The following is a 24258-nucleotide window of genomic DNA, read 5'->3' on the forward strand; positions in this document are numbered from 1 at the left end:
ACCCTGCGCCTGGCTGCCGGAACCGGATTACTGGTCCTCTCAGCATTCTGCGGACATGTTTTGCTATTGCCCGACAACCATCGTTACGTTCGCCTACCACTGGCACTGTTCTTTTGGGCCAACGCATTCCAGTTGTTGAGCCTGCCCGCCAGCGCACTTCGCGGCGATGCGGACCCGACGTTTCTGCACATAGCCCTTGAATTGATCGAGGTCCCCCTGACAATGGTGCAGCCACTGCTGCTCTGGCTGTATGTCATTCGGTTGACGGATGATCCTACGCGGGAGCCCACGCGCCCGCGCTGGCTTTGGCACAGTCTTCCCGGTGGATTTGCCGGCATAGTGTACATTTACATCCTACTCTTACCTCGCTCCCTGCAGGAAGGGCTGCAGCCGGGTGCAGAGAACCAAGTTGTTTGGCAAACACTGGCGCTTATTGGGTTGTACCTTTCCACAGTCCTTTTCTATAGCCTGCTCCCGATCTACGCCGTCCTGATCCTTAAGCGGCTCAGACAATACCGACGCCGCCTGAAAGACTTGTTCGCCAGTACAGAGGAACGGGAAATTGCATGGGCATGGTGGCTTGCGGCCGCAGTACTTGTGTTCTGGGCCTTCAATCTGATCTCAATTGTCGCGTCTTTGTTCGAATTGGGGGTCCCAAGCGCCGAAACCTTTGACTCGCTGCAACCAGCAATCGTTGTGCACTACGTCCTGATGTGGAGCATCGCGCTTTGGGGGACGCGACAACGTCCAGGTATCGTGCTGCCATCTCCCAATAAAATCGCAAAGGTTGACGAGACGACGCCTCTTCGAAAATATGGCAAATCCGGGCTGAATGACGTGCGCCTTGACAGGATTGCCAGCAAAATCGAAGCGCTGATGGGCGAGCAGAAACTGTACCTCGAACCGGATCTGTCTTTGTGGGATTTGGCAGGGCGGATTGGGGTGACGACCCACTACGCATCTCAAGCCCTCAACGAGAAACTGGGGGAACGATTTTTTGATTATGTGAACCGCTGGCGCATTCGGGATGCAGCCGACAGGTTGCGCACGAGCAATGCAACCATTCTGACCATCGCCTACGGTGTCGGCTTCAACTCCCGTTCGTCTTTCTACACAGCATTCAAGCGCGAACTGGGCGTGACGCCATCTCAATACCGCGCCAGCACTTAGCCGCGGTCACCATTGGGAAATGCCCCACGTGTCGATGACAGAGAAAGGGGCCGCTTGCATCCGAGCGGCCCCTGCCCCATTGCAAGCTCGCCTTAGTGCACGAACTTCTTGATCTCGCCCGACTTCAGGCGATCACTGTAAGAGTTCAACTCTGCCCGGACCACTTTCATCAGGAAATAGAGGCAGAAGATATTGACCACCGCCATCGCAAAGATGGCCGCATCCGAGAAGTCGATCACAGGGCCAAGGCTGGCTGCCGCGCCGATCACGATAAAGACGCAGAAGATCAGCTTGAACACCAATTCTGTCGTCTTTCCTTCACCAAACAGATACGTCCACGCCTTCAGCCCGTAGTAGGACCAGGAGATCATGGTCGAGAAGGCAAACAGGATCACCGCAATTGCCAGAACGAACGGGAACCAACCGATGGCTGACCCAAAAGCTGCGGATGTCAGTGCGACGCCCGAATTGCCATCAACAGTGGCGATTGCACTGCCGGCTTCGTTCAGCATGTAATTGCCGGTCGCCTGATCGACGATCAACTGCTGCGAAATGATGATCACCAGGGCCGTCATCGTACAGATGACAACTGTGTCGATAAGCGGCTCAAGCAAGGACACGAACCCTTCAGTGATCGGTTCCTTGGTTTTGACAGCCGAGTGCGCAATCGCCGCAGACCCCACACCCGCCTCGTTCGAGAACGCGGCGCGCTTGAAGCCCTGGATCAGCGCGCCAACAAAACCGCCCGCGACTCCCAGCCCTGTAAAGGCACCGGCAAAGATCTGGCCGAACGCCCATCCGATCATGTCGAAATTGACAATCAGAACCACCAGCGCTGCGCCGACATACATGATGCCCATAAACGGCACGACTTTCTCTGTCACTTTCGCGATGGATTTGATCCCGCCTACGATGACTGCAAAAACAACAGCTGCAAAGACAAGGCCCGTGATCCACCCCGGGAAGTCACCCGTGATTTGAGTGATCTGTGCGTGCGCCTGGTTGGCCTGGAACATGTTGCCGCCGCCAAAGGCACCCAGAATACAGAATACCGAAAACAGCACGGCGAGTATCTTGCCGCCAGGCAAACCCAGTTCGTCGAACCCCTTGGAGATGTAGTACATCGGACCACCGGATACGGTCCCATCCGGGTATTCGTTGCGGTACTTCACGCCCAGCGTACATTCAGTGAATTTGGACGCCATACCCAATAGGCCTGCAAGGATCATCCAGAAAGTTGCCCCCGGTCCGCCAATCCCAACGGCCACTGCAACACCGGCGATGTTCCCAAGCCCAACCGTCCCCGAAAGGGCAGTTGCCAGCGCCTGGAAATGGCTGACTTCGCCAGCATCGTTCGGATCGGAATAGTCACCCTTGACCAAGCCAATAGCGTGCCCAAAAAACCGGAACTGAACGGCTGCAAAATAGATCGTGAACACTGTTGCACCAATCACAAGCCACATCACGATCCACGGAAATGAAGTGCCCGGGATCGGCGCAAAGATGAAGCTCACGAACGGGCCAGTGAATGTGGCAAAGGCCTCATTCACACGTGCATCCAATGATTGCGCGGCATCTTGAGCCTGTGCAGGCAGAGTGATGGCAAGGAACGCCAACAGTGTCACAAATGTCGAGTAAATCTTTCTCATTTCAACTATTCCTTATGCGACAACGGTGACGGGAACGCGGGCGTTCATCACCAGATTGGCGGTCGAGCTACCGAAAATACGCGAAGTCAATCCGCCGGCACTGCTGCGGGCCACGATGATCTGGCTGGCCCCCTCTTGGTGCGCAATGTCATCGATGGTATCAGCCACGTCCCCGTGCCGTACAATGGCCCGCGCCGACAATCCGGCTTTGGTCAACGTTTCCACAGCAGGATTGACAACCCGCTCTGACGCGACTGCAATCTCTTCTTCTCGCCGCTTGTGTCGTTCCGCGTTTTCCTCTGCCGTCTGAAATGAAAACGGAGACCATTCGATGACGTAGACGATGATCAACTCGCAATCAGTCGTTTTGGCTGCAAGGTCTTTGGCAAAAGCGAGGGCTTTATCCCCCGAGCTTTGCCCATCTAGGCCGATAACTAACTTCATGAGGCTGTCCCTATTCTGTGAGCACTTATGATCTGTTTCTTGAGAGTGGCCTGGCCCTTTCGCGAGTCTGCATTATTTTGCCACTCTGCTGCCACGCTATGAGATAATCGCCCAACGGTCTACTACGTTGACGGAAGTCTTGCGTCGATCATCCGAAACGCCCAGCCAATTGCATCAATGCCGGGCGCTCAAGGCAACCAATGTCTCTACTTGAAGCAACTGACGAATTTCTGCCCTGCCGATGCCTGAGACGGTGGTTTGCCTTGGCAGATGACATCTGAGATCAACCGCCAGCAAACGGAGCAGATTCAACGATCTTCACCTCGCGGCGGCTGAACACTGACACCTTCTACGTGTGAGAACATCTCTTTGGTGCAAGGGCGCATGTCGGACATGGCGCCTAACGGTCGGTATGCTTCTCGGCGAGTGCATCTCTAAGCGTGTCCCCCGCCAGATTGATGGCAAGTACACTGATCACCACAGCCAAACCGGGCCAGATCATTTGCAACGGTGTCGAACGCATATGCAGGCGGGCGTCCAGCAGCATCGTTCCCCATTCCGGCATCGGAGGCTGAACGCCAAAGCCAAGGAACCCGAGAGCAGAAATGCCCAAAATGGCGCGCGCGAACATTCCGGTCCAAACTACGGTGAGCGAAGGCACAAGTGATGGCAGATAATGCCAGCGGGCAATTGCCCACGGCGACACGCCAGCAAGCCTGGCTTGGATCACATAACCGCGGGTACGCAACGACAGTCCAATGCCCCTGGCGACCCGCGCGTATCGCATCCACCCTGTAACGGTGAGTGCGAAGATCAGACTCCATGTGCCGGCACCCAAGAGTCCGGCGATAACAACTGCAGCCACCAGATCAGGGAAAGCAAGGAATGTATCGGTCGTGCGCATTACAATCCAATCGGCCAACCGACCACCAAGCGCGGCGGCAAGGCCAATGACCGTGCCGACGCACAGACCAATGAGCGAAATCAACAAGGCCAGCCCCAAGGACCAACGCGCGCCATGCAGCAGACGAGAGAGGATATCTCGTCCAAGCGCGTCCGTCCCGAGCCAGTAGTCTCCACTGGGTGGGCTAAGTCGGTTCGGAATATTGATCATTGTCGGCTCGTAGGGGGCGAAAACAGGCCCAAACACCACGATGAGCCCCACACCTCCGGCAAGTACGAGAACGCTACGCATCCTGTCCCCCGATACGTGGATCAATAACCCGGTAGATGACATCAATGACTAGATTGATAGTGACAAAAAGCAGCGCAGTCAGAACAACCACCGCCTGTACTTGTGGGAAGTCACGCGCTTCAATCGCGGTTACCAAGAAGGTGCCTAAACCGGGACGTCCAAAGATAATCTCGACCATCACCGCCCCTTCAAGGAGGAAGGCCATTTCGAGACCAACAAGGGTGATGACCGGGACCGCAGCATGCGGGGCCACATGATCCCGACCAATTGCGCTTGATGGGACACCTCGACGCCGGATCGCGGGCAAAAATGGCTGCGCGCGAGCTTCGAGAATACTAGAGCGGATAATGCGCGTGAGGGATGCCGCGACACCCAGACCAAGGGTCAAAGCCGGCAAAATCGCATGGGCTGGCGTCCGAGCCCCCATTGCCGGCAACCACGCAAGATGCACGGCAAAAAGAAGAATGAGCAAGAGGCCGAGCCAGTAAGCGGGAATTGCCGCGCCAAGCGATGCCACGCCAACGGCGACGCGATCCATCCAACCACCCGGCCGTTTTGTGGCAACAAATGCCAACAGCAACGCAACCGCCACCCCAAATGCGAGACCGGCAAAAGCAAGCGGAAACGTATAAGAGACCGCCACCAGCAGGTCCGGCAAAACCTCCCGCCCGGTGACCGATGAATTCCCGAAATCAAACCAAAGAAGAGGACCAATCCACGCACGGAATGCAGGCCAAAACCCGATATTGAGCCCGGCTTCCTCCCGCACCATTTCGATCACCTCATCTGTCACCAAGGTATCAAATCGTGCCAGGGCAATGGACAGTGCGGGATCGCCAGGAGCATGCCATAACAATGCGAACGTGGCCAACGCCGTACCCGCGAGAACGATCAATGCGCGCAAAACAAGATCGAAAACACTTGAGATCATTCCGCGGGCTCCAAAGCGCCCAACGCAATTGCCGCATCTCGCAGCACGCGGCAATACGCGGATTTGGGCGCCACCGCAAAATCCTGCGGCGTGGAAACCTCTTCGATCTGACCGGATTTCAGAACAGCAATTTCATCGGCATGGGCCACCGCATAACCCAAGTCATGCGTCACTATCAAAGCGGCAAACCCCTCTTCTTTCTGCAACTGCGCAATCAATTTCGCCGTGTGCTTTTGGGTCACGGCATCCAAGGCTGACAGCGGTTCGTCGAAAAGAACAAGCGACGGCGCGGCAATCAATGCTCTGAGAATGCCCACGCGCTGCGCTTGTCCAATCGAGACTGCTGCCGGGCGCCGGTCCAAAAGGTCCCTTTCCAGCTCGAGGCCCTTACACAAGCGGTCCAAGCGCGCGTCTCCTACATGCAGCTTTCTGGCTTTGACAGCTTCAAAAACGGAGTGGCGGAGCGGCAGCGTTGGATTGAAGGCAGAGCGGGGTTCTTGCATCACCAAAGCTGGTCGGCAGAGCCGGACCGGCGCGCCCGCCCAAGTGATCGAACCTTGGGCAGGCTTCAAGAGTCCCAGGATCGCCGAGATCAGCGTGGATTTGCCGGCACCGCTTTCACCAACAACAGCCAGAGTTTTTCCGGCAGCCAACGAAAATGATACATCCTTGAGCGCGACAGAAGCGCCCCTTTTGACCGACACATGGTCAACCTTCAGCATGGCAAGGCCAGCCAATTGCGATGGGCCGACAATGCTTTAGAAGCCGGCGCCTTGGGGTGTTCAAGCACGTCTTCGGTCGACGCTTGTTCTACGATCCGGCCGCCATCCATGACCATCAATTGTGACACATGACGGGCAGCTAATCCCAGGTCATGCGTGATAAGGATCATTGCCGTGTCGCTCTCTCGAAGACAGTGATCCAACAACTGCATGGTCGCGGCTGCGACCACAGGATCCAGCGCCGATGTGGGTTCATCGAGAACGACGAGGTTGGGTCGTCCCATAAGCGCCATGGCTATGACGAACCTTTGCTGCATCCCACGGCTCCAGGCCCAAGGTCTTTTGCGCAGGTCTCCGCCTTCAATCTTCAACGCTGAGAACAGAGTTTTCCGGTCGGCAGCGCCTGGCCGCAAACCCAACGCTTTTTCCGCCTCACGCCAGTGAAACGCCATGCTCCACAGCGGATCCAGTGCTTCGTCCGGGCTTTGAGGGACATATGCAACCACATGCCCCTGCATCCTCAAGTCATCAACAAGAGCGTGCCCGAGCGTTGACTTTCCCGACCCGGACGCACCAACCAATCCGATCCTGTCTCGAGGTGATACACATACCGATGTCGGATAAAGAATGGCCTGCCCCGCGCGAACAACGCTCAGACCATGCGCCGACAGCGTCATTCAACAAACGTCGTTTCGTGCGTAATCCAGTACGTTTCGGTTGGATGCACGGCGTAGCCGGACAAACCCGGTTTGGAAACGTTGATCTGATTAACGTGGAACACCGGTATCATAGCCGCATCTACCGCAATGATGTGTTGCGCCTCGCGATAAATCGCCTCACGCTTTTCATGTTCGAAGGTCAGTCGACCATCGTCGAGCAACTTGTCCAATTCAGGGTTCGTGTATTTCCCTGGATTCGAAGACCCTCCAGTTTTCAACAGCGTTTCGAGCACTGCGCCAGGATCCCCCTGCGGAGTGGTCACCCATGCCTGCAGGAACAAGTCCGCTGCCCCATCCGCGATGGCATCACTGCTTGCGCCCCACTCTCCGACCTTGACGCTGGATGAAATCCCGATGGCCGAAAGAAATGCCTGGGTCAGTTCGGCAGTTGGAGAAAGGGCTGCGCGAGAAGAGTATGTGACGATGTCGATCTCAAGCGGTTCGCCGTCCAGCATCCACTGGCCCCCCTCTTTGACCGCACCAGCTTCGGCCAAAAGCTCTTCGGCTTTCGCCGGATCGTAGAAAGCGGGGATATCTGCAGCCCATCCTTTTCCGTCAGGAAACACAGTTCCGGCAGGCGCACCACCAACACCAGAGAGCACGGCATCCACGATGCCTTGTCGATCAATGGCCAGTGAAACGGCGCGACGCACAAGCGGGTTCGCCATCGGCCCGCTGGCTGCATTCACAGTATAGAAGTAGAGGCGAGCCGTGGATTCAGAAAAACCAAGCGCACCGGTGCTTTGAATTCTTTCAAAATCGGTTTCCGGGTAATTGATGACCATATCGATCTCACCCGCTTCAAAGGCCAGAGCAGCCGTTGCCGGGTCACCGGCCACAACCACGCGCACTTCCTCCAGTCCCGGCGCCCCAAGCCGATAGTTTGGGTTCGCCTCGACCCGGTACAATTGGTTTGGGATAGCTTCGGCAAACACAAATGGACCGGTCGCATTGATGGGAAATGCCTCCGACGGCTGACCCATGATCGCGATACCCGGTTCAGACAAAGTCCAAGGGAAGGCCGCATTCGGGACATTGGTCTCGAACACCACCACCCGTTCTCCGTCCGCTGACATGCCTGCCAAATCAAGCAAGTTCTCGACCCTGGCATTGTGCCCAGCGTGCGTTTCATCCGAAATAGCCGTTATCGCGTCAATCACCGTTTGTGCGGTCAGATCCGAACCGTCGTGGAACGTCACACCGTCCCGCAACGTGACACGCCATGTTGTCGGCGATGCCTGCTCGACCTGCTCGGCCAAACGCGGGTACAGTTTCAGGTCATAGTCGATCCCCATCAAGGTTTCGGTCACTCCGGTCTGGTTCGACATCCAACCATTGTACTCCGCCCGGGGGTCCGGCACCTCGGCATTGGGACCATATGTGACGGATATGGTCAGACTGCCCTGCTGCGCCGATGTCGGCAATGCCTGCACCAACATCACAAGAGCGGCAAAGACAAATCTGGTCATGATGGACATCTTTTCGTTCCTTCAGGCTTGAAATTTCAGGGGCGCGCGTTTGTCGCGCGCCAGCATGCGCGCTTCGGCACGCGACAGCGAAGACAGGGTTTCCTCTACGCTTTGCCCTTTGGCGTGCGACTTATTCCAGATGCGACGTGCCGATATCGGAGACCAGGGCAGAACCGCCTGCGAAAGCCACAATCTCAAAGGCGCTGGAAGCGCATCATATGTACGCATGGGATCGCCCGAACGGCGCTTGCCACGCAGGCTTGTTTGTCCGAGGTTGCGGGTGGGTTGCGCCGACATCTTTTTGAACCCAGAGAAAAGCACCTTGCAGGTAGCGGACCTGAACAAGACACGCAACAAACATTGTTACGTGAAAACTTTCGTGAGCGGAACAATGCGTTTAAAAAGGCTGCCGCTCAGCCTGCACTCGTCGGCTTAGTCCATTTGGCCCGAGAACCAGACTGCACGCGCATAGACAGGTGTGGCACGCATGCATTCGTAACCTGTCGCCGCGTTCCGCAAAGAACTGGACTTTCAGAGCTGGCCAAACGCCGTGCGTGAAAAAAGACACCAAGCTCTCAACTACGGCAAACCGATTGCTTGCCCGCAATCGGTTTGCCGCTTTTCATACCATTTGGGCGCTTGCCTGGGCGCGGTTACTCCGCCGCGATCTCATCAGCGTTTCCCGCCGCTTCCCCAAAGCCTTTAGGCACGGGAAGGTCCGGCATTGTTGCCGCGCGCTTTTGCAACGCCCGCCCAATCACCACGCGGCTGATTTCTGTCGTACCGTCGACGATACGCAGCATCTGAGCCAAACGAGACAGGCGGTCCAAACCATATGGTTGCAGCAACCCCATGCCCCCGAGGACTTGCGTACACGTATTGGCGGCCTTCACCGCCGCATCCGGAACAAATCGCTTGGCATGGGCGGCCATCAAGGGGCCATCCTCTGACCCTAGCGCTTCTGCCGCCTTGCGATAGAGAAGCCTCGACGCTTCAAGATCGGTCGCGACCTCACCCAACATCCACTGGATACCATCCAGATCCAGGTTCTTGCCCCCAAACATCTTGCGGTTCTTGGAGTACGACAGCGCCGTATCAAGAGCGGATTGCATCAGGCCGCAACACCCTGACGCAATGGAAACGCGTGCGATGTCGATGGCCATAAGGGACCCCTGTAGACCCTGACCAACAGGCAGGATGATGTTGTCTTCGCTAACAACCACATTGTCGAGATACATCTCTGACATCGGCAGAAAATTGTAGGATGGCGTATCATAAAGCGGACCAAAGCTGATACCAGGCGCATCAGCCGGGATTGCAATCATCGCCATGTCCTTGTGACCTGGTACGTCACTTGTTTTAACGACGGTAAAATAAACGTCAGCTTCCGTCGCAAGGCTGACCCACGCTTTGGACCCATTGATTGTCCATGTTCCATCATCATTTATCATGGCGCGGGTATACATTTGCATGGGGTCGGAACCCGACTGCGGTTCAGTCAATGCAAAGTTCGCAAGCTTGCGACCAGACGTAAGATCACGAGCCCACCGTTGCTTGAAGGCTTCCGTGCCAAAGCTGCATCCGGCAAAGGTGCAGATATTGTGCATGGACAAGGCAAACGCATATGCGCCATCACCAACCCCCAATTGCTCGTAAACCTGGATTCCTTCCGACAAGGGCAAGCCCTGGCCACCATGCTCCTCCGGTGCATAGAGGCCAGTCAGGCCAACAGCCCCGGCCTTGTCCGACGCGTCGCGCGGCCATGTTTTCCCAGCGTTCCACTTATCCACACTGGGCAAGATCACTTGTTCAGCATGGTCCTGTGCGGCTGTCAGAATGGTTGCAAGCTTATCCGTCACGGCAGTTTCCTTGTGGAATGAAAATTATCGCAAAACGCCATATCCGCCCATCGACCTCAAAGTGATCCATGACGCCGGTAGATACTGAACACGCTGTTTACAGGGGAAATATGATCACAAATCATCGATACGCCATCTCCTGCGATGACAAGATCCTATCGAAAAGTGACAAATGACACGTATCAATTACGTGGACGGCGGTAGCTGCGTGGCGTGTTCCCTGTCCATCGCTGAAAAGCGCGATGGAAATTTGCCGCAGATGAGAAGCCGACATCCTGCGCGATCTCCTCGATCGACTTTTGCCCCGCGCGCAAACTTCGAATGGCGATGTCACGGCGCAGCCCATCCTTGATGGATTGAAAGGACGTGCCGTCCGCCTCCAATCTCCGAATGAGAGTACGCGGTGTCATGTTCATGGCGTCCGCAGCATTTGCCAGGCTGGCTTTGTCCCAGCCCGTGCGACTGAGATAGGTGCGCACACGTAGCGACTGGGTGTGTTCCCGCGATCTCGTAAAAATCCAGTCACGCGGCGCATTCTGCAAGAAATCGTCAAGATCAGCTCTGTCGCGCACTTGCACTCGACCAATTTTTTCTGTGTCGAAGGTAAGTGACGTTACTGGCATGGCAAACGACACCTGCGCCGGGAATATGATTGCATAGTCCTGGTCGAATTCCGGGCGCGCAAACGCAAATCCAACATGTTTTACTGGGACTTCATGTCCAGCCATCCAGGACACCAGGCCGTGGGCCAACTTGAGGATCAACATGTGACCGAACCTTTGTACCTTGGCGTCGCCACGAGGATGCAAGGCCAATGTCAAAACATCATCTGTTTCTGCGAGGTGCATTTCATAATCGTCCAGCAGCAGATTCCAGAATGTCGAAAACCTGTACAGCGCCGACGACAGGGTCGTGGCTTCGCGCACAGACGTCAAAAGGTGCTGTAATGCACGTGGTCGGACCGGACGGCTCCAAAGCCCCATCATTTCGTCCCCAGTTTCGACAGCAGCCAATTGGTACAGGCTCACAATCTGGTCGAGGGTGATCCTATCATTCGTGTAACCGGGGCTGATAGAAAGGTGCGACCGCTCAAGAAGCGAAGCCAATTGCGCATCCGAGCAAAGCTGGCGCAATGCGTCCAACCAATCACTGACAAACTGGTAAGAAACGGTGGAGAGTGTCGTCGGTCGTGCAGATGTCATACCGTCAGGTTAGTCATGTTCGGGCGGACCAACCAATAGATGATGTCCACATCGACGATGATTGAACCAGGTGTTTTCTCAAGTCAGTTTGCGTGCGGACACAGACGACGGGAACCAAACCGAGCATCCGGCAGGGCAACATTCAAAGCCCCTCAAAGACGGTGGTTCACACTCGTCCATCACACCGAAATCAAATGATCTTACCGTAGTGAACGACCTGTTCTGGTCCCGGTTGCCCGGCTCTCAATAGCGCAAAATGCATCGGACAAGATTTGACGAGGAACCAAATTACCAATTTCACAAAGAACTGAAGAAACGGCTTACCCTGCAAATACACAAAAAAATTGAATCCAAAGTCGAAATCAACCTAAAGTAGTTCAATTAACAAGTTCAAGGATTGAAGTCATGCTTCAGCCGGTACCAACGAATCTTGGTCAGCGAAACGGGGCCAGCGAAACACAAATGCTTCGGACGCTAAACACGTTTGCGGTCGATCTTATGTCGATCCCAAGCGTCGAAGACTTGATTTGGTACGTTGCCCAGAACGTGGTTGGAAAGCTGGGGTTCATCGATTGCGTGATCTACCTGAGTAACGAGGCGCAAACCGACTTAACACAGGTCGCTGCATGGGGGGAAAAGAACCCCTTTGGCCGAAATATCGTCAACCCGTTGGTCATTCCATTTGGGCGCGGCATAACCGGCCAGGTCGCTCAAAGTGGCAAGCCCATCATTGTGGACGACCTGGTCGAGGACGAAAACTACATCGCCGACACGCAACCCGCACGCTCAGAAATCTGCGTCCCGCTGACGTCTGCAGGCAACGTCGTCGGTGTGATCGACAGCGAACATCCGGACATTGCCGTATTCGGCGAACCAGAGTTGGAGATACTGAGCACAGTTGCTGCAATGACAAGCGCAAAGCTCGAACTTCTGGAGGAATCCCGAAGGTCCCAGAAACGCTACGAAGACCTCGTGTCAGCCCATTCGCAACTGACGTCGGAAACCCGCAACAGAAAAGCACTGGAAGCCAAACTTTTCGAAACGCGCAAACTGGATGCGATCGGGTGGCTAACCGGTCGGTTTGCACATGAATTCAACAACTTGCTGACTGTTGTCTCCGGGAACATAGAGCTTTTGGAACTCGATGCATCCGGACCAAACAGCGACGACACACTGAAAACCATAAAGACAGCATCAGGCCGTGGTGCAAAGTTGATCCAGGATATGCTGGCCTTTGCGCAAAGAACGCGCTTGGTTCCAAAAACCCTGAATCTGAACACGCTTCTTTCGGCTTTCTGCGAGAATTTCGAAAGATCGCTCGCAGAGCATGTCGAGACCAATCTTGATCGAAACCTGTGGTCTGTGTTCGTCGACCCCTTGGCGATGGAGAACATGCTTTTCAATCTTGTCTTGAACGGCATCGATGCAATGCCAAACGGGGGCACGATCAGGATCACGACTGAAAACGTTTTCCACACGTTGCCAGAGGGGCGGCATTTCCCGTCTGAACTGCCACCGGGGCGCTATGTTCGATTGAGCGTTACAGATCACGGAGAAGGTATTTCCGCAGAACGCTTGCCGCAAATCTTTGACCCGTTTTTCACAACGAAAGCCGTTGGCGAAGGCACCGGATTGGGCCTGTCCATGGTGCTTGGGGTCATGCGGCAATCCGGTGGCACCGTCGCAGTGCGCAGCAAGGTTGGAGAAGGTTCGACCTTTGAACTCTACTTTCCCACGGGTTCGACGGACGGAGGGAACATGACATCCTCAGATAACCAATAAGGGTTTTGCATTTGCGTGCATCGATCGCCGAAGAGGCCAAAGAGTTTTCCGGCACGTTCAATTCCTTGCCGCTCATCAATGTAGAAGGATTGACCTCCTTAGACAGCGAAGAGCGCGTACAAATCGCGGATAACATTGGCCTTGCAGCCCGTGACATTGGTTTTTTCAGGATCGTGGGCCACGGGATCGACCTGTCGCTGATCGAACGCGCCTATCAGATGTCGGAACAGTTCTTTGCTCTGCCAGATCGGGTAAAGCGTCGCTACTACATCGGGCTAAGCACAAATCACCGAGGGTATGTGCCATTCACGGAAAAAGGCGACTACCCGGACGAGATGAACCGCAGTTACGAAGCATTCGATCTTGGTCTGGATTTGCCTGCTGATGACCCGGACTACCTGGATGGAAACCGCTTGCTCGGGCCCAATGTCTGGCCTCGCGTCACAGGCTTCAAGGGCACGATATCAGAGTATTACAGGCAGATTTCTGCGCTTGGCCGCCTCATCTGCGCATCGCTCGAACTGCATCTGGGATTGTCCCCAGGGACGATGACAGATCACATGACCAAACCCGTGTCCCAACTTCGATTGCTGCACTATGTGCGGCAAAGCAATGAGATCGACACAAAGTCAGTCAATATGGGTGCGCACACTGACTACGAATGCCTGACACTGCTGCACACCAGAAATGCAGGACTACAGGTCATGAACTCAGATGACCGCTGGATCGATGTGCCCGTCGATCCACGTGTATTCGTTGTGAACATCGGCGACATGCTCGAAGCGTGGACAAACGGCCTACTCCGTTCCACACCGCACAGGGTGCTGAACATCAGTCCCGAACGGTTCTCGATGCCCTATTTCGTCGCCGCGAACCACGACACGGTCATCCGTCCTTTCCCCGAACTCGTTGGACAGGGTGAACAGTGCCGGTACGCCCCATTCCAAGCCGGTGCCCATCTGGAACGGATGCTGGTAAGGGACTTTCCCTATTTGCGAAACCTCGTCACGGACAAAGCAATGGACGGGTCAGCCGCAATCAAGAACCCATTTGAGAACCGTATGAACGGGAGTAAACAGTAAACGATGCCAAGTTTTGACGCGATGATCGCCGTGGCGCTGGCGGGGCTGACCCTCAGCGCAACACCTGGCCCTTCAATGCTTTATGTACTGTCGCGGACTGTTGGTCAGAACCGGTTGGCCGGCCTCGCCTCGGCGCTCGGCCTGTGCCTAGGAGGTATCGTTCTGGCCGTCGCCACCGCGTTGGGACTGGCAACCGTGTTTCAAACGTCCGATTGGCTGGTGACAATCCTGCGGTATGTCGGATCTGCTTACCTGATTTGGCTTGGCGTCGACATGATCCGCAGCGCCAAGGCTGAATCGCAGGTCACATTCGATGTTGAGAAGGTCCGAACGAAACCACTTGGCGCAATCATATGGCAAGGTGTGATTGTTGAGGTTCTGAACCCAAAAACCGTCCTGTTCTTTGCACTCTTTCTTCCGCCCTTTATCAATGCCGGTGACATTCATGCGCCACATGCCAGTGTGCAAATCCAGCTTCTGGTCCTTGGCATACTAGTGCCTTTGACGGCGATCCCATCCGACCTGGTCGTGGCTTATATGGGGGGCACCATGACCAAGGTCATCAACCGGCAAAGGGCCATGCGCGAACGCATGGCCTGGATTGGAGGCTTCATATTGATTGGAATTGCGCTGAACCTGCATTTGCAAATCATTTGATGAAGCGGTGAAGAGCAGCGACCAGTTCATCTCGCCGAGACAGAATGGTCGACTGGCAACGCTCTACCTCATCCGGCGAAAAATAGTGTTCCCGGTCTAAAATGTTGACAGTCCCAATGACACGGCCATCAGTGATCGGGACATTCAGCGCGGACTGGCACCCAAGGCTTTCGATTAGTGCGTAGTCTGCAAAGTAGATGGCAAACCCGGCAACCGTGTTGGCGACAAATGTCTCACCACGATCGATGACCATGTCGGTCCATGCACCTTGTGACATCGGCTTGGTGCCCGAGACCGGGTAGGTCTCGGGGTGTGAGGTATAAATGCGCTGCGCAAGTCCGGCCCCGTGGTCAAGGACCGTGACGGTGAACAAGTGCCCACCGACGTCCTTGTGCAAATCGGCAAAGAATGCATCAGGCGACGCTGCGCTGCTCATTCCTTTTCAACAAGCCGGTAAAACACGTAGTCGGACGTCGCCCCATTCACGAACCCGTCGACGTTATCGCGCATTGCAACCTGCTTGATGGCCTGGAACATGATCACAAACGGTGCTTCGGCCTGCGTTTCCGCCTGCAACTCCAGATACATATCCAGACGTTTGTCTGCGTCTTGTTCGGCCAGGGCAGCCATGGTTTTCTCGTTCATCTCTGCCGGTGGCATCCACGCATTGCGCCAGGTCGTCGTCGAAGCATATTTGTCATCCGAGTTGTCGGCATTATACGCAAACGCCTTGGCGTTCGAATGCGGGTCCATGAAATCTGGGCCCCAGTACAGCATCATCGCCTCATGGGTGCGTGCACGATACTTTGTAATTACTTGCGCGCCGGTCCCTGCCACGATCTCAAGGTTGATGCCCCCTTCGGCAAAAGACGCCTGCAACGCTTGCGCCATCTCGACAAAGGTCGGCGCCGAAATCACATCCATCGTCACATTGATCGGCGTTTCCACCCCGGCATCCGCAAGGATTTGCTTGGCCTTCTCAGGATTGTAGATGAACGGAGTGTCTGTCAGCGCGCCGGGAAAGCCGTCTGGCCAGAAGGCCTGATGGACCTTCATCTGCCCTTTAAGCATCCCGTCGGCCATACCCTCATAGTCCACAAGGTAGCGCGCTGCTTCCCAAACCGCCGGATCGGTTAGGCTTTCGGTTTTCTGGTTGAACGACACCCAGTGCACAGCGGCCTGCGGGTAAGTTTCCACGCGGACGCCATCGGCACCCTCAAGGCCGGCGATCTGTCCCGGATCCAGGTTCTTGGCCATGTCGATATCGCCCGCCTCAAGTTGCAGGCGTTGGGTTGCCCCTTCGGGGTTGTGCTGAATAACGACACGATCCATCGCGGGTCCGCCCTGGTAGTAATCAGGGTTGGCATCAAGCGAGAGGATATCCGCAGGCCGGTAGGTTCCGAGGCTGAAAGGGCCGGTCCCGGCAGAATTCTTGTTCATCCAGGCATGGCCCATGTCGCCATCAACCTCATTTGCCATCACGGTTTCCATGTCCACAATGGACGCGGGCCGTGCGGCCAGAACATTCAGAACAAAGGACGGTGCAAAATCGCCATCATAGCGCACAGTCACCGTATCGCCATTTGCCGTGACCATCTGTTCGATGTTGTCAGGCGTCCAGCCCAGTTGGGTCAGGATAAAGGATGGCGCCTTTTCAAGCGTGACCACGCGCTTCCACGACCCGACCACATCTTCTGCCCGTAACGGGTTACCCGAATGGAAGGCCACACCTTCGCGCAGCGTAAAGGTGACGGTTTTGTTCTGTGCATCAATCTGCCAGTCCGTTGCCAGAGCTGGCGCAAGAACCGTGGTGTCTGCAGCATCGTATCGCACAAGCGTGTCATATGTGTTGGCGACATACTCGCCCGAACTGAACTCGTACGCGGACGCCGGATCGATGGTGACGATGTCATCGATGTTCTGTGCCACGACAAGGATGTTGTCTGGTGTGTCCGCATAAAGTGGCATAATGGCCAGCGCGCTGGCCGAAACACCTGCAAACAAGACTTTTCTGAAATGGTACATGTAGTCCCCCGTTTCTGGAGTGCGCCTCAAACCGAGGCCTGAAGTAAATGCTGCGAATAGGGATGGGTCGCCTGCATGGCACGCAAGGCGGCAACATCCATGATCTCGACAATCTCGCCGTCCTTCATCACGGCAAGCCGGTCGCACATGTGGCCCACGACACTCAGGTCATGGGACACCATCAGGTACGTCAGCCCATGTTCCTGCCGCAGATCGGCAAGAAGATTCAGAATCTCGGCCTGAACGGACACGTCCAGCGCCGAGGTTGGTTCATCCAAAAGCAAAAGCTCGGGTTCTGGCGCCAGGGCACGGGCTATTGCAACACGCTGCCGCTGACCGCCCGACAATTGATGGGGATAGCGAAAGCGGAATTTCTGCCCCAACCCAACATCATCGAGCAGCTTCACCACACGGGCATCTATGTCGTTGAAGCCATGAAGATGCAGGGTTTCACCCAGAACCGCATCGACGGAATGGCGCGGGTGAAGCGAGGCATATGGGTCCTGAAAGACCATCTGGACTTTTTTGTAGAACTGCTTGGGGCGGCTCCGACCAATGGCCATCCCCCCCACCGCAATCCTGCCCGACCAAGTTGGTGCAAGCCCGGTGATCGCGCGCAGGATCGTGGACTTGCCTGATCCACTCTCTCCAACAAGACCAAAGCTTTCCCCGGCCCCGACATTGAAACTGGCCTGTTTGACCGCATCCACCCGATCCCGGTCGCGCCCGAACCAGACGTTCAGACCTTCAATTTCCAACATGCTCATATGCGGCCACTCACACTGGGGGCTTCGGACCATTCAGGGTCTCGTGACAGAACATCAAGCCGTGCACGGGGCGCGTCCAGCCGCGGCAGCGAGTTCAGCAAACCGCGCGTATAGGGGTGCTGTGCATCATGCAGCTTGTCAGCATCGCAAACCTCTACGATCCGCCCCGCATACATGATCAGCACCCTGTCGCAGAAATCGGCCACCAGATTCAGGTCATGGCTGATAAAGATCAGGCCCATCCCCCGTTCCTTGACCAGCTTGTCCATGATGTCGAGCACCTGCCGTTGAACGGACACGTCCAGCGCCGAGGTAGGCTCATCCGCGATGAGGATTTCAGGGTTGGGGATCAGCATCATCGCGATCATGATCCGCTGCCCCATACCGCCCGACATCTCGTGTGGATAGGCACGCATCACACGTTCGGGATTGCGGATCGACACCGCTTCCAACATTTCAAGCGCCTTACCCCACGCCTCGGACTTTGACGCCTTGTTGTGCAATCGGTATGCTTCGATGATCTGATCACCAATCGTCATCACCGGGTTCAATGAGAATTTGGGGTCCTGCATGACCATAGAAATGCGCTCTCCGCGCACCTCCCGCATTTCCTTTTCGGATTTTTGCAACAGATCCACGCCATCCAGCTTGATATGATCCGCTTCAACGATACCCGGTGAACGAATGAGCCTCAGGATGGCGCGTCCGGTCATGGACTTGCCGGATCCGCTCTCACCTACAATACCAAGCCGTTCGCGACCGAGCGTGAAAGAAACACCTCGCACGGCATCGAAGACGCCTTGGCGGGTCGGGAACCTGACCCACAGGTTTTCTACATCGAGAAGGGTATCCATCATTCACCTGCCTTCGGATCAAGCACGTCGCGCAACCCGTCACCAAGTAGGTTGAACGCAAGCGACACGGTAAAGATCGCCAGCCCCGGCATGGTAGCAACCCACCAGTGGTCGAGAATGAAGCGACGCCCCTCCGAAATCATAGCACCCCATTCAGGGCTGGGCGGTTGTGCACCAAGGCCCAAAAAGCCAAGACCCGCAGCCGCAAGGATGATACCCGCCATATCCAGCGTCACGCGCACAATGAGCGACGACACACAAAGCGGCCAAATGTGCTTGGTGATGATCCGCAGGCCACCGGCGCCTTGCAGTTTGATCGCCGATATGTAGTCAGACGACCGGATGGTCAGCGTCTCCGCCCGCGCGATACGTGCATAGGGAGGCCATGCGGTCAAAGAGATTGCAATCACCGCATTCTCAATCCCCGCCCCCAGTGCAGCCACGAAAGCCAACGCAAGCACCAGCCGCGGGAAGGCTAGGAAAATGTCCGTAATCCGCATCAGGACAATATCAACCCAGCCACCAACATAGCCCGAAACGGTCCCCACCAAGAGACCGACGATGGGGGCAATCATGGCCACCAAAGCCACGATATAAAGGGTGATCCGCGCACCGTAGATCAGTCGGGACAAAATATCTCGGCCCAGGCTGTCAGTGCCAAGAATGTGTCCTTCGGACCCCAAAGGCGCGAGCCTGTTACCAAGGTCCTGCACATACGGATCATGCGGCGCCAGCAGCGGTGCTGCGGCCGCGATCAGGACCAATGCCAACAGAATACCCAGCCCTATCATGGCCATGGTGTTCGCGCGGAACGCAAGCCAGCCCTGATACAATGCGGACAGTTTTGCATGGCGGCGCGAGGTAGGCGTATCCGTCAGAAGCCAGGCGCGAAGTGTCTGTTCCGCCATCTATTTCGCCCTCGGATCAAAAATCTTGTAAAGCAAGTCGGAGAAAATATTGAGAAGAATGAAGATCAACCCGACAACAACGGTTCCCCCAAGCACGGCATTCATATCGGCGCTCAACAAGGCAGTGGTGATATAGCTGCCAATGCCGGGCCACGAGAAAATGATTTCCGTCAAAACCGACCCTTCAAGCAGGTTCGCATAGCTAAGCGCAATCACCGTGATCAACTGCACGCGGATGTTCTTAAACGCGTGCTTCCAGATGACATCCCACTCGGACATGCCCTTGACCCGTGCGGTGGTGATGTATTCAGCGCTCAGCTGTTCCAGCATGAAGGACCGGGTCATCCGGCTGATGTACGCCAACGAAAAATACCCCAAGAGCGAGGCAGGCAAGATGATGTGGCTGAACGCATCCTTGAAAACGTCCCAATTGCCGTCCAGTGCAGCATCGACAAGGATCAAACCTGTGACACTCGGCACGACATCCACATAGAAAATGCCGACGCGCCCCGGGCCGCCAACCCAGCCGAGGATACCGTAAAAGACCAGAAGCCCCATCAGGCCAAGCCAGAAAATCGGCATCGAATAACCGACCAACGCCAACACACGGGCCACCTGATCGATCCAAGACCCCTTGCGCGCCGCCGCAACGACACCAAGCGGAACGCCAATGACGATCCCGATGAAGATACCCAGGGTCGCCAGCTCAAGCGTCGCCGGGAAAACACGAGCGATATCCTCGGACACCGGTCTAGCGTTCAGAAGGGAGGTGCCGAAATCCAGATGCAGCACGTCCCAGATGTAGTAGCCGAACTGTACAACCAGCGGTTTGTCGAGCCCAAGCTCGAGGAAAACGGCGTCATAGGTCGACTGCGATGCGCGTTCGCCGACAATGGCAAGCACCGGATCGATCGGCATCACGCGACCGATGATGAAAGTAACGAACAATAGCCCGAGCATCGTCACCGCAATCGAGCCAAGCGTCAGGGCGGTTGTCTTGATCCATGGAGGAAGGGACACGCGCGCGCGCCCCTTCCCACCGTCCTCTGTGAGGGCCATTTACTTTGTGACCTGCCAATAGGCTGCAGACGTCACGGCCTGACCGGTGGACCAGTCCATTACGTTGTCACGCACAGCCGATTGCTCGATCTGCTGGAACATGATGACGAATGGCGACGTCTCCCGGAACTCGGCCTGAATGTCCTGGTACATCTGGACGCGCGCATCACGGTCATTTTCGACCACGGCCGCCTCAACCTTTTCGGTTAGCCCGCCAGTGTCCCAGCTGTTCCGCCAAGCCAGAAGACCTGTGGCCTGTGCCGCGTCAGAATTGTCAGGGTTGTACGCAAATGTACCCGCGTTGGTTTGCGGATCAGGATAGTCCGGTCCCCAGGCACCCAGATACACATCAAGTTCACGCGCCCGATACCGTGCCAGGATCTGCTTGGCGGTGCCGACGGTGATGTTCACCTTGATGCCAGCCTGCGCGGCAGCATTCTGGAAACTCTGGCCAATCTCGATCCGTTCCTGTGCTTCACGCACGCCAATTTCCACTTCGAGGTTTTCGACCCCGGCAGCCGCCAAAAGTTCCTTGGCTTTTTCGATGTTGTAAGAGAACGGGTTCTCCTCAGATGCACCCAGATAGGTCGCCGGCAGGAAGTTCTGATGGATCGTGTACTGGCCCTTCAGGAAACTGTCGCGCATGCCTTCATAGTCGATAAGGTATTTGAACGCCTGCCGCACTTCGGGTTTGGACAACTCGGGGTGCTTCTGGTTCAGCGCGAGGTACATCAGACGACCCTTCAGCTCGTCTTCGATCTTTACGCCGTCGGCTTTGGACGCACCCGCGATGTCTTCAGGATTAAGATTGCGGGCAATATCGACATCACCGCGCTCCAGCAAAAGCCGTTGCGACGCGCTCTCCAGCACGTGGCGCACAATGACGCGTTCCATCGCTGGTGCACCGCCGTAATAGTCCGGGTTGGACGACATGGTAACGCTCTCATTGGGCTTCCAGCCATCAAGCTTGTATGGCCCCGAACCGGCCGAGTTCGTCTTGAGCCACTCATTGCCCATATCGCCGTCGACTTCGTTCGCCATGACGGTTTGCTTATCAACGATTGCCCCAATTGTGGCGGTCAGGCAGTTGAGCACGAAAGACGTCGCATACCGCTTGTCCGTCGTGATCATCAGCTTGTTGCCGTCTGCACGGATCGTCTCGGTCGCGTTTTCCGCGGTAAACCCAAACTGGGTCAGAATGAACGCTGGTGTCTTGTTCAAAATAACAGCGCGCTGCAGCGAAAAGGCGGCATCTTCGGCAGTCACCGGGTTGCCGGAATGAAATGTCACCCCTTCCCGCATCGTGAAGGTGATGGTTTTGCCGTCTTCCGAGACCTCCCAGCTTTCGGCCAGGTCCGGTTTGTACCCTGCAGCCAGATCATTTGGGTCCAGGCTGACAAGGCGGCTATAAATGTTTCTGCTGATATCAGAGCCCGCGAATTCAAAGCTTTCAGCAGGATCAATCGTGGTGACATCGTCAATCCGATGCGCGATCACCAGCATGTTCGCCGGTGTCTCGGCCACGGCCGAGAATGAGGTGACGCTGACGGCAACGCCAATCGCGACGCCCGTAAGCAATTTCGCAAAAGTATTCATGTGATATCTTCCTCTGTTGTCTAAATGGTTTTTTGTTTCGCCTGGATTATGATCCCCAGGTTCTCTCAAGCACTCTTAGCCAGTTTCCATGGCAGAGCTTCGTCATCAAATCGTCATCGTAGCCATGTCGCTGCATGGCTGCTCTCAATTTCGGCAGATCAGCACTGGATTTGAGCACTTCCGGAACAACCGCTCCGTCGTAATCAGATCCAAACCCAACACGATCTTCGCCAAGACTCTCAATCAAATGGTCGAGGTGACGGATCATCAATTCCAGCGGCACGTCGGACAGCATCTTGCCATCCGGGCGCAGGAACGCTGCCGCAAAATTCAAACCCACCATACCATCGCTTTCGGCAATTGCCTCAAGTTGTTTGTCTGTCAGGTTTCGGGAATGCGGACAGATGGCGTGCACGTTTGAATGTGTCGCCACCAAAGGTTTGGTGGAATAGCGGGCCACATCCCAAAAACCTGCCTCGTTAAGGTGCGACAGGTCTATCATGATGCCCAGATCGTTGCACCGTTTGACAAGACGCAATCCGTGATCCGTAAGGCCGGGTCCAATGTCAGGCGTGCTGGGGTATCGAAAAGGAACACCATGACCAAAGATGGTGTCCCGGCTCCAAACAGGCCCCAAGGATCGCAACCCGGCTCGATACAGCACTTCAAGCGTGTTCAGATCCGGATCAATCGCTTCGGCCCCTTCAATGTGAAAAATGGCTGCGATCTTTCCGGCGTTCAGGCAGCTCCTGATCTCGTTGGCGGTGCGGCACACACACAGCCCGCCCTGTTTCTCCAGATCGAACAGGATCGCGGCCTGGGACATGACAATCGGAAATGCATCCTCCCAGTTTATCGCATCCGGCAACGCGAGGTCGTAGGTGTCTTTGGTCATCTCCGCGAACTTGTCGTCTGCGTCCATAGGGGACGGAACGAAAACGGCGAAGAAACCACCGCCCAGTCCTCCAGACTTCGCTGAGGGCAGATCGATCGCGCCTTCATCACCGTTCAAGAAACGTTCTGCAGCCGATGCCTGACCAGATCGATAGAGTTTCAGAAGCACATCATTGTGCCCATCGAAGATGGTCGGGCCGTTTGCGTGTCTCAATGGTCGGGATCCCAGGCTATGCCAACCCGAGCATCTTATTCCACAAAACCTCATAGACCAGATGTCAAAGTATGAATAAACATCATAGACTGATGATGTTAATGAAGAGGGCCCCATGGCTGGACGAACTTGGCACAGCCTTCCTGAGTATGAAGCGCTCCGCGCATTGATGGAAAGCGGAACCACGTCGCAGGCAGCGGTGCGGTTGGGCCTGTCCCAGTCAGCGGTCAGCCGATCCATTGCCAGCCTCGAGGCCCGTCTTGGTCGCATCCTGTTCGAACGGGATGGTGGCCGTTTGCGGCCCACAACAGAGGCGGCGCAACTGAACAGGCGGCTGGACCCCCTCTTTGAAGCGCTTGATCGCATTGACGGCCCCACCGAACCTGCGCAGGAGACACTGCGCCTGACTGCGCCTCCCACCTTTGCACACCGTTTTCTTGTCGGACATGTCGCAAGTTTCTTGCGCGCAAACCCCCATTTCTTCGTCAGCCTCGAGGTGGTGTCGTCCGAGGATGTCATAAGACGAATACAGGAAGACCGATCAGACCTCGGCCTGTCTGGCGTGGATCTCACCCGCGAGGGGGTAAAGCTCACACCGTACCGGCATTCGGAAGCCGCATGCGCGATGCCAAAGGATCACGATCTTGCCCGGTTCGACGTCATCAAGCCCGAAAATCTGCACGGACATCCCCTGATCGCTCTCAGCCACCGTCACTCCCGAAGGGCGCAGCTGGAAAAGGTTCTGACCAACCACCGCAGCGTTCCCAAAATCGTCGCCGAAGTGTCAACATCCTTCGCAGCCGTGGATCTGGCACAAACGGGTCTCGGCGTGACCATCGTCAACCCATTCCCGGTGGCACAATACCGCTCTGACAACGTCATATTCCGCGAATTCGCCTCTCCAATCGAGTACCGCACATACTTCGTAACATCAGATCACAAACCAACACCTGCCATCGCCCGCGCCTTTATTCGGCACTTGCGGCTCCACACCATAAAAACGCCCTTTACCCAAGCAACCTAGCGCTGGCGCATGTGGCCAACATCTTGCACGACACAG

The 24258-nt window shown here is 55.9% G+C and carries 23 protein-coding genes; 5 read left to right on the top strand and 18 right to left on the bottom strand.

All coding sequences use genetic code 11. The features are described 5' to 3' along the window. The coding region (locus tag IE087_RS20585; protein ID WP_189371284.1) for a helix-turn-helix transcriptional regulator at nucleotides 1–1170 on the top strand (1170 nt) is incomplete at its 5' end. 92 nt (nucleotides 1171–1262) lie between these two features. Here the strand turns inward: IE087_RS20585 and IE087_RS20590 are convergent. The 10 genes from IE087_RS20590 to IE087_RS20635 form a co-directional block, all read right to left on the bottom strand. Next, nucleotides 1263–2819, bottom strand: a complete 1557-nt coding sequence (locus IE087_RS20590) for an alanine/glycine:cation symporter family protein (RefSeq protein ID WP_189371285.1) — start codon at nucleotides 2817–2819, stop codon at nucleotides 1263–1265. 12 nt (nucleotides 2820–2831) lie between these two features. Beyond that, entirely contained in the window at nucleotides 2832–3263 is a 432-nt protein-coding gene (locus tag IE087_RS20595) for a universal stress protein (RefSeq protein WP_189371286.1), read from the bottom strand. 400 nt (nucleotides 3264–3663) lie between these two features. After that, nucleotides 3664–4458 carry an ABC transporter permease gene (locus tag IE087_RS20600; RefSeq protein WP_189371287.1) on the bottom strand — a complete coding sequence of 265 codons (795 nt, stop codon included), beginning with the start codon at nucleotides 4456–4458 and terminating at the stop codon, nucleotides 3664–3666. Next, entirely contained in the window at nucleotides 4451–5389 is a 939-nt protein-coding gene (locus IE087_RS20605) for an ABC transporter permease (protein ID WP_189371288.1), read from the bottom strand. The genes IE087_RS20600 and IE087_RS20605 overlap by 8 nt, the downstream gene beginning before the upstream one ends. Further along, complete coding sequence (locus IE087_RS20610; protein ID WP_189371289.1) at nucleotides 5386–6111, bottom strand: ABC transporter ATP-binding protein; 726 nt, start codon at nucleotides 6109–6111, stop codon at nucleotides 5386–5388. The genes IE087_RS20605 and IE087_RS20610 overlap by 4 nt, the downstream gene beginning before the upstream one ends. Further along, nucleotides 6105–6788, bottom strand: coding sequence for an ATP-binding cassette domain-containing protein (locus tag IE087_RS20615; RefSeq protein WP_189371290.1), 684 nt, complete (start codon nucleotides 6786–6788; stop codon nucleotides 6105–6107). Before IE087_RS20615 ends, IE087_RS20610 begins: the two co-directional genes overlap by 7 nt. After that, a complete protein-coding gene (locus IE087_RS20620) occupies nucleotides 6785–8308 on the bottom strand; it encodes an ABC transporter substrate-binding protein (protein ID WP_189371291.1) in 1524 nt (507 codons plus the stop codon). The genes IE087_RS20615 and IE087_RS20620 overlap by 4 nt, the downstream gene beginning before the upstream one ends. A gap of 12 nt (nucleotides 8309–8320) precedes the next feature. Next, a complete protein-coding gene (locus IE087_RS20625) occupies nucleotides 8321–8596 on the bottom strand; it encodes a DUF6525 family protein (protein ID WP_189371292.1) in 276 nt (91 codons plus the stop codon). 356 nt (nucleotides 8597–8952) lie between these two features. After that, the gene (locus IE087_RS20630; RefSeq protein WP_189371293.1) at nucleotides 8953–10158 is read right to left on the bottom strand and encodes an acyl-CoA dehydrogenase family protein; all 1206 of its coding nucleotides are present in this window, start codon (nucleotides 10156–10158) and stop codon (nucleotides 8953–8955) included. A gap of 182 nt (nucleotides 10159–10340) precedes the next feature. Beyond that, nucleotides 10341–11360: a helix-turn-helix domain-containing protein gene (locus IE087_RS20635; RefSeq protein WP_189371294.1), complete on the bottom strand. Its 1020-nt coding sequence runs from the start codon at nucleotides 11358–11360 to the stop codon at nucleotides 10341–10343. Nucleotides 11361–11765: 405 nt separating this feature from the next. On the opposite strand from IE087_RS20635, the gene IE087_RS20640 reads away from it, so the two are divergent. The 3 genes from IE087_RS20640 to IE087_RS20650 are packed head-to-tail and all read left to right on the top strand — an operon-like array spanning nucleotide 11766 to nucleotide 14881. Continuing rightward, nucleotides 11766–13142 (top strand): ATP-binding protein, encoded by a 1377-nt coding sequence (locus tag IE087_RS20640; RefSeq protein ID WP_229801504.1) that lies wholly within the window; start codon nucleotides 11766–11768, stop codon nucleotides 13140–13142. Between the two features lie 11 nt (nucleotides 13143–13153). Next, entirely contained in the window at nucleotides 13154–14224 is a 1071-nt protein-coding gene (locus tag IE087_RS20645; protein ID WP_229801505.1) for an isopenicillin N synthase family dioxygenase, read from the top strand. 3 nt (nucleotides 14225–14227) lie between these two features. After that, entirely contained in the window at nucleotides 14228–14881 is a 654-nt protein-coding gene (locus IE087_RS20650; RefSeq protein ID WP_189371296.1) for a LysE family translocator, read from the top strand. Here IE087_RS20650 and IE087_RS20655 read toward each other — a convergent pair. The 8 genes from IE087_RS20655 to IE087_RS20690 all read right to left on the bottom strand — a co-directional run bounded on the left by IE087_RS20655 (nucleotide 14874) and on the right by IE087_RS20690 (nucleotide 23198). Then, nucleotides 14874–15317 carry a GAF domain-containing protein gene (locus IE087_RS20655; RefSeq protein WP_189371297.1) on the bottom strand — a complete coding sequence of 148 codons (444 nt, stop codon included), beginning with the start codon at nucleotides 15315–15317 and terminating at the stop codon, nucleotides 14874–14876. The genes IE087_RS20650 and IE087_RS20655 overlap by 8 nt on opposite strands. Beyond that, complete coding sequence (locus IE087_RS20660; RefSeq protein WP_229801517.1) at nucleotides 15314–16849, bottom strand: ABC transporter substrate-binding protein; 1536 nt, start codon at nucleotides 16847–16849, stop codon at nucleotides 15314–15316. The genes IE087_RS20655 and IE087_RS20660 overlap by 4 nt, the downstream gene beginning before the upstream one ends. Before the next feature lie 83 nt (nucleotides 16850–16932). Continuing rightward, a complete protein-coding gene (locus tag IE087_RS20665; RefSeq protein ID WP_189371299.1) occupies nucleotides 16933–17673 on the bottom strand; it encodes an ABC transporter ATP-binding protein in 741 nt (246 codons plus the stop codon). Beyond that, nucleotides 17670–18527 (bottom strand): ABC transporter ATP-binding protein, encoded by an 858-nt coding sequence (locus IE087_RS20670; protein ID WP_189371300.1) that lies wholly within the window; start codon nucleotides 18525–18527, stop codon nucleotides 17670–17672. The genes IE087_RS20665 and IE087_RS20670 overlap by 4 nt, the downstream gene beginning before the upstream one ends. Next, nucleotides 18527–19435, bottom strand: a complete 909-nt coding sequence (gene nikC / locus IE087_RS20675; RefSeq protein WP_189371301.1) for a nickel transporter permease — start codon at nucleotides 19433–19435, stop codon at nucleotides 18527–18529. The genes IE087_RS20670 and nikC overlap by 1 nt, the downstream gene beginning before the upstream one ends. Next, nucleotides 19436–20494 carry an ABC transporter permease gene (locus IE087_RS20680; RefSeq protein ID WP_189371302.1) on the bottom strand — a complete coding sequence of 353 codons (1059 nt, stop codon included), beginning with the start codon at nucleotides 20492–20494 and terminating at the stop codon, nucleotides 19436–19438. Further along, nucleotides 20495–22090, bottom strand: a complete 1596-nt coding sequence (locus tag IE087_RS20685; RefSeq protein WP_189371303.1) for an ABC transporter substrate-binding protein — start codon at nucleotides 22088–22090, stop codon at nucleotides 20495–20497. A gap of 46 nt (nucleotides 22091–22136) precedes the next feature. After that, a complete protein-coding gene (locus IE087_RS20690) occupies nucleotides 22137–23198 on the bottom strand; it encodes a dipeptidase (RefSeq protein WP_229801506.1) in 1062 nt (353 codons plus the stop codon). Between the two features lie 115 nt (nucleotides 23199–23313). Between IE087_RS20690 and IE087_RS20695 the strand changes: the two genes are divergently transcribed. Next, nucleotides 23314–24222, top strand: a complete 909-nt coding sequence (locus tag IE087_RS20695) for a LysR family transcriptional regulator (RefSeq protein WP_189371305.1) — start codon at nucleotides 23314–23316, stop codon at nucleotides 24220–24222. Nucleotides 24223–24258: the final 36 nt, after the last annotated feature.

This window comes from Tateyamaria omphalii (assembly GCF_014651375.1).
In the GTDB taxonomy this organism is placed as follows: domain Bacteria; phylum Pseudomonadota; class Alphaproteobacteria; order Rhodobacterales; family Rhodobacteraceae; genus Tateyamaria; species Tateyamaria omphalii.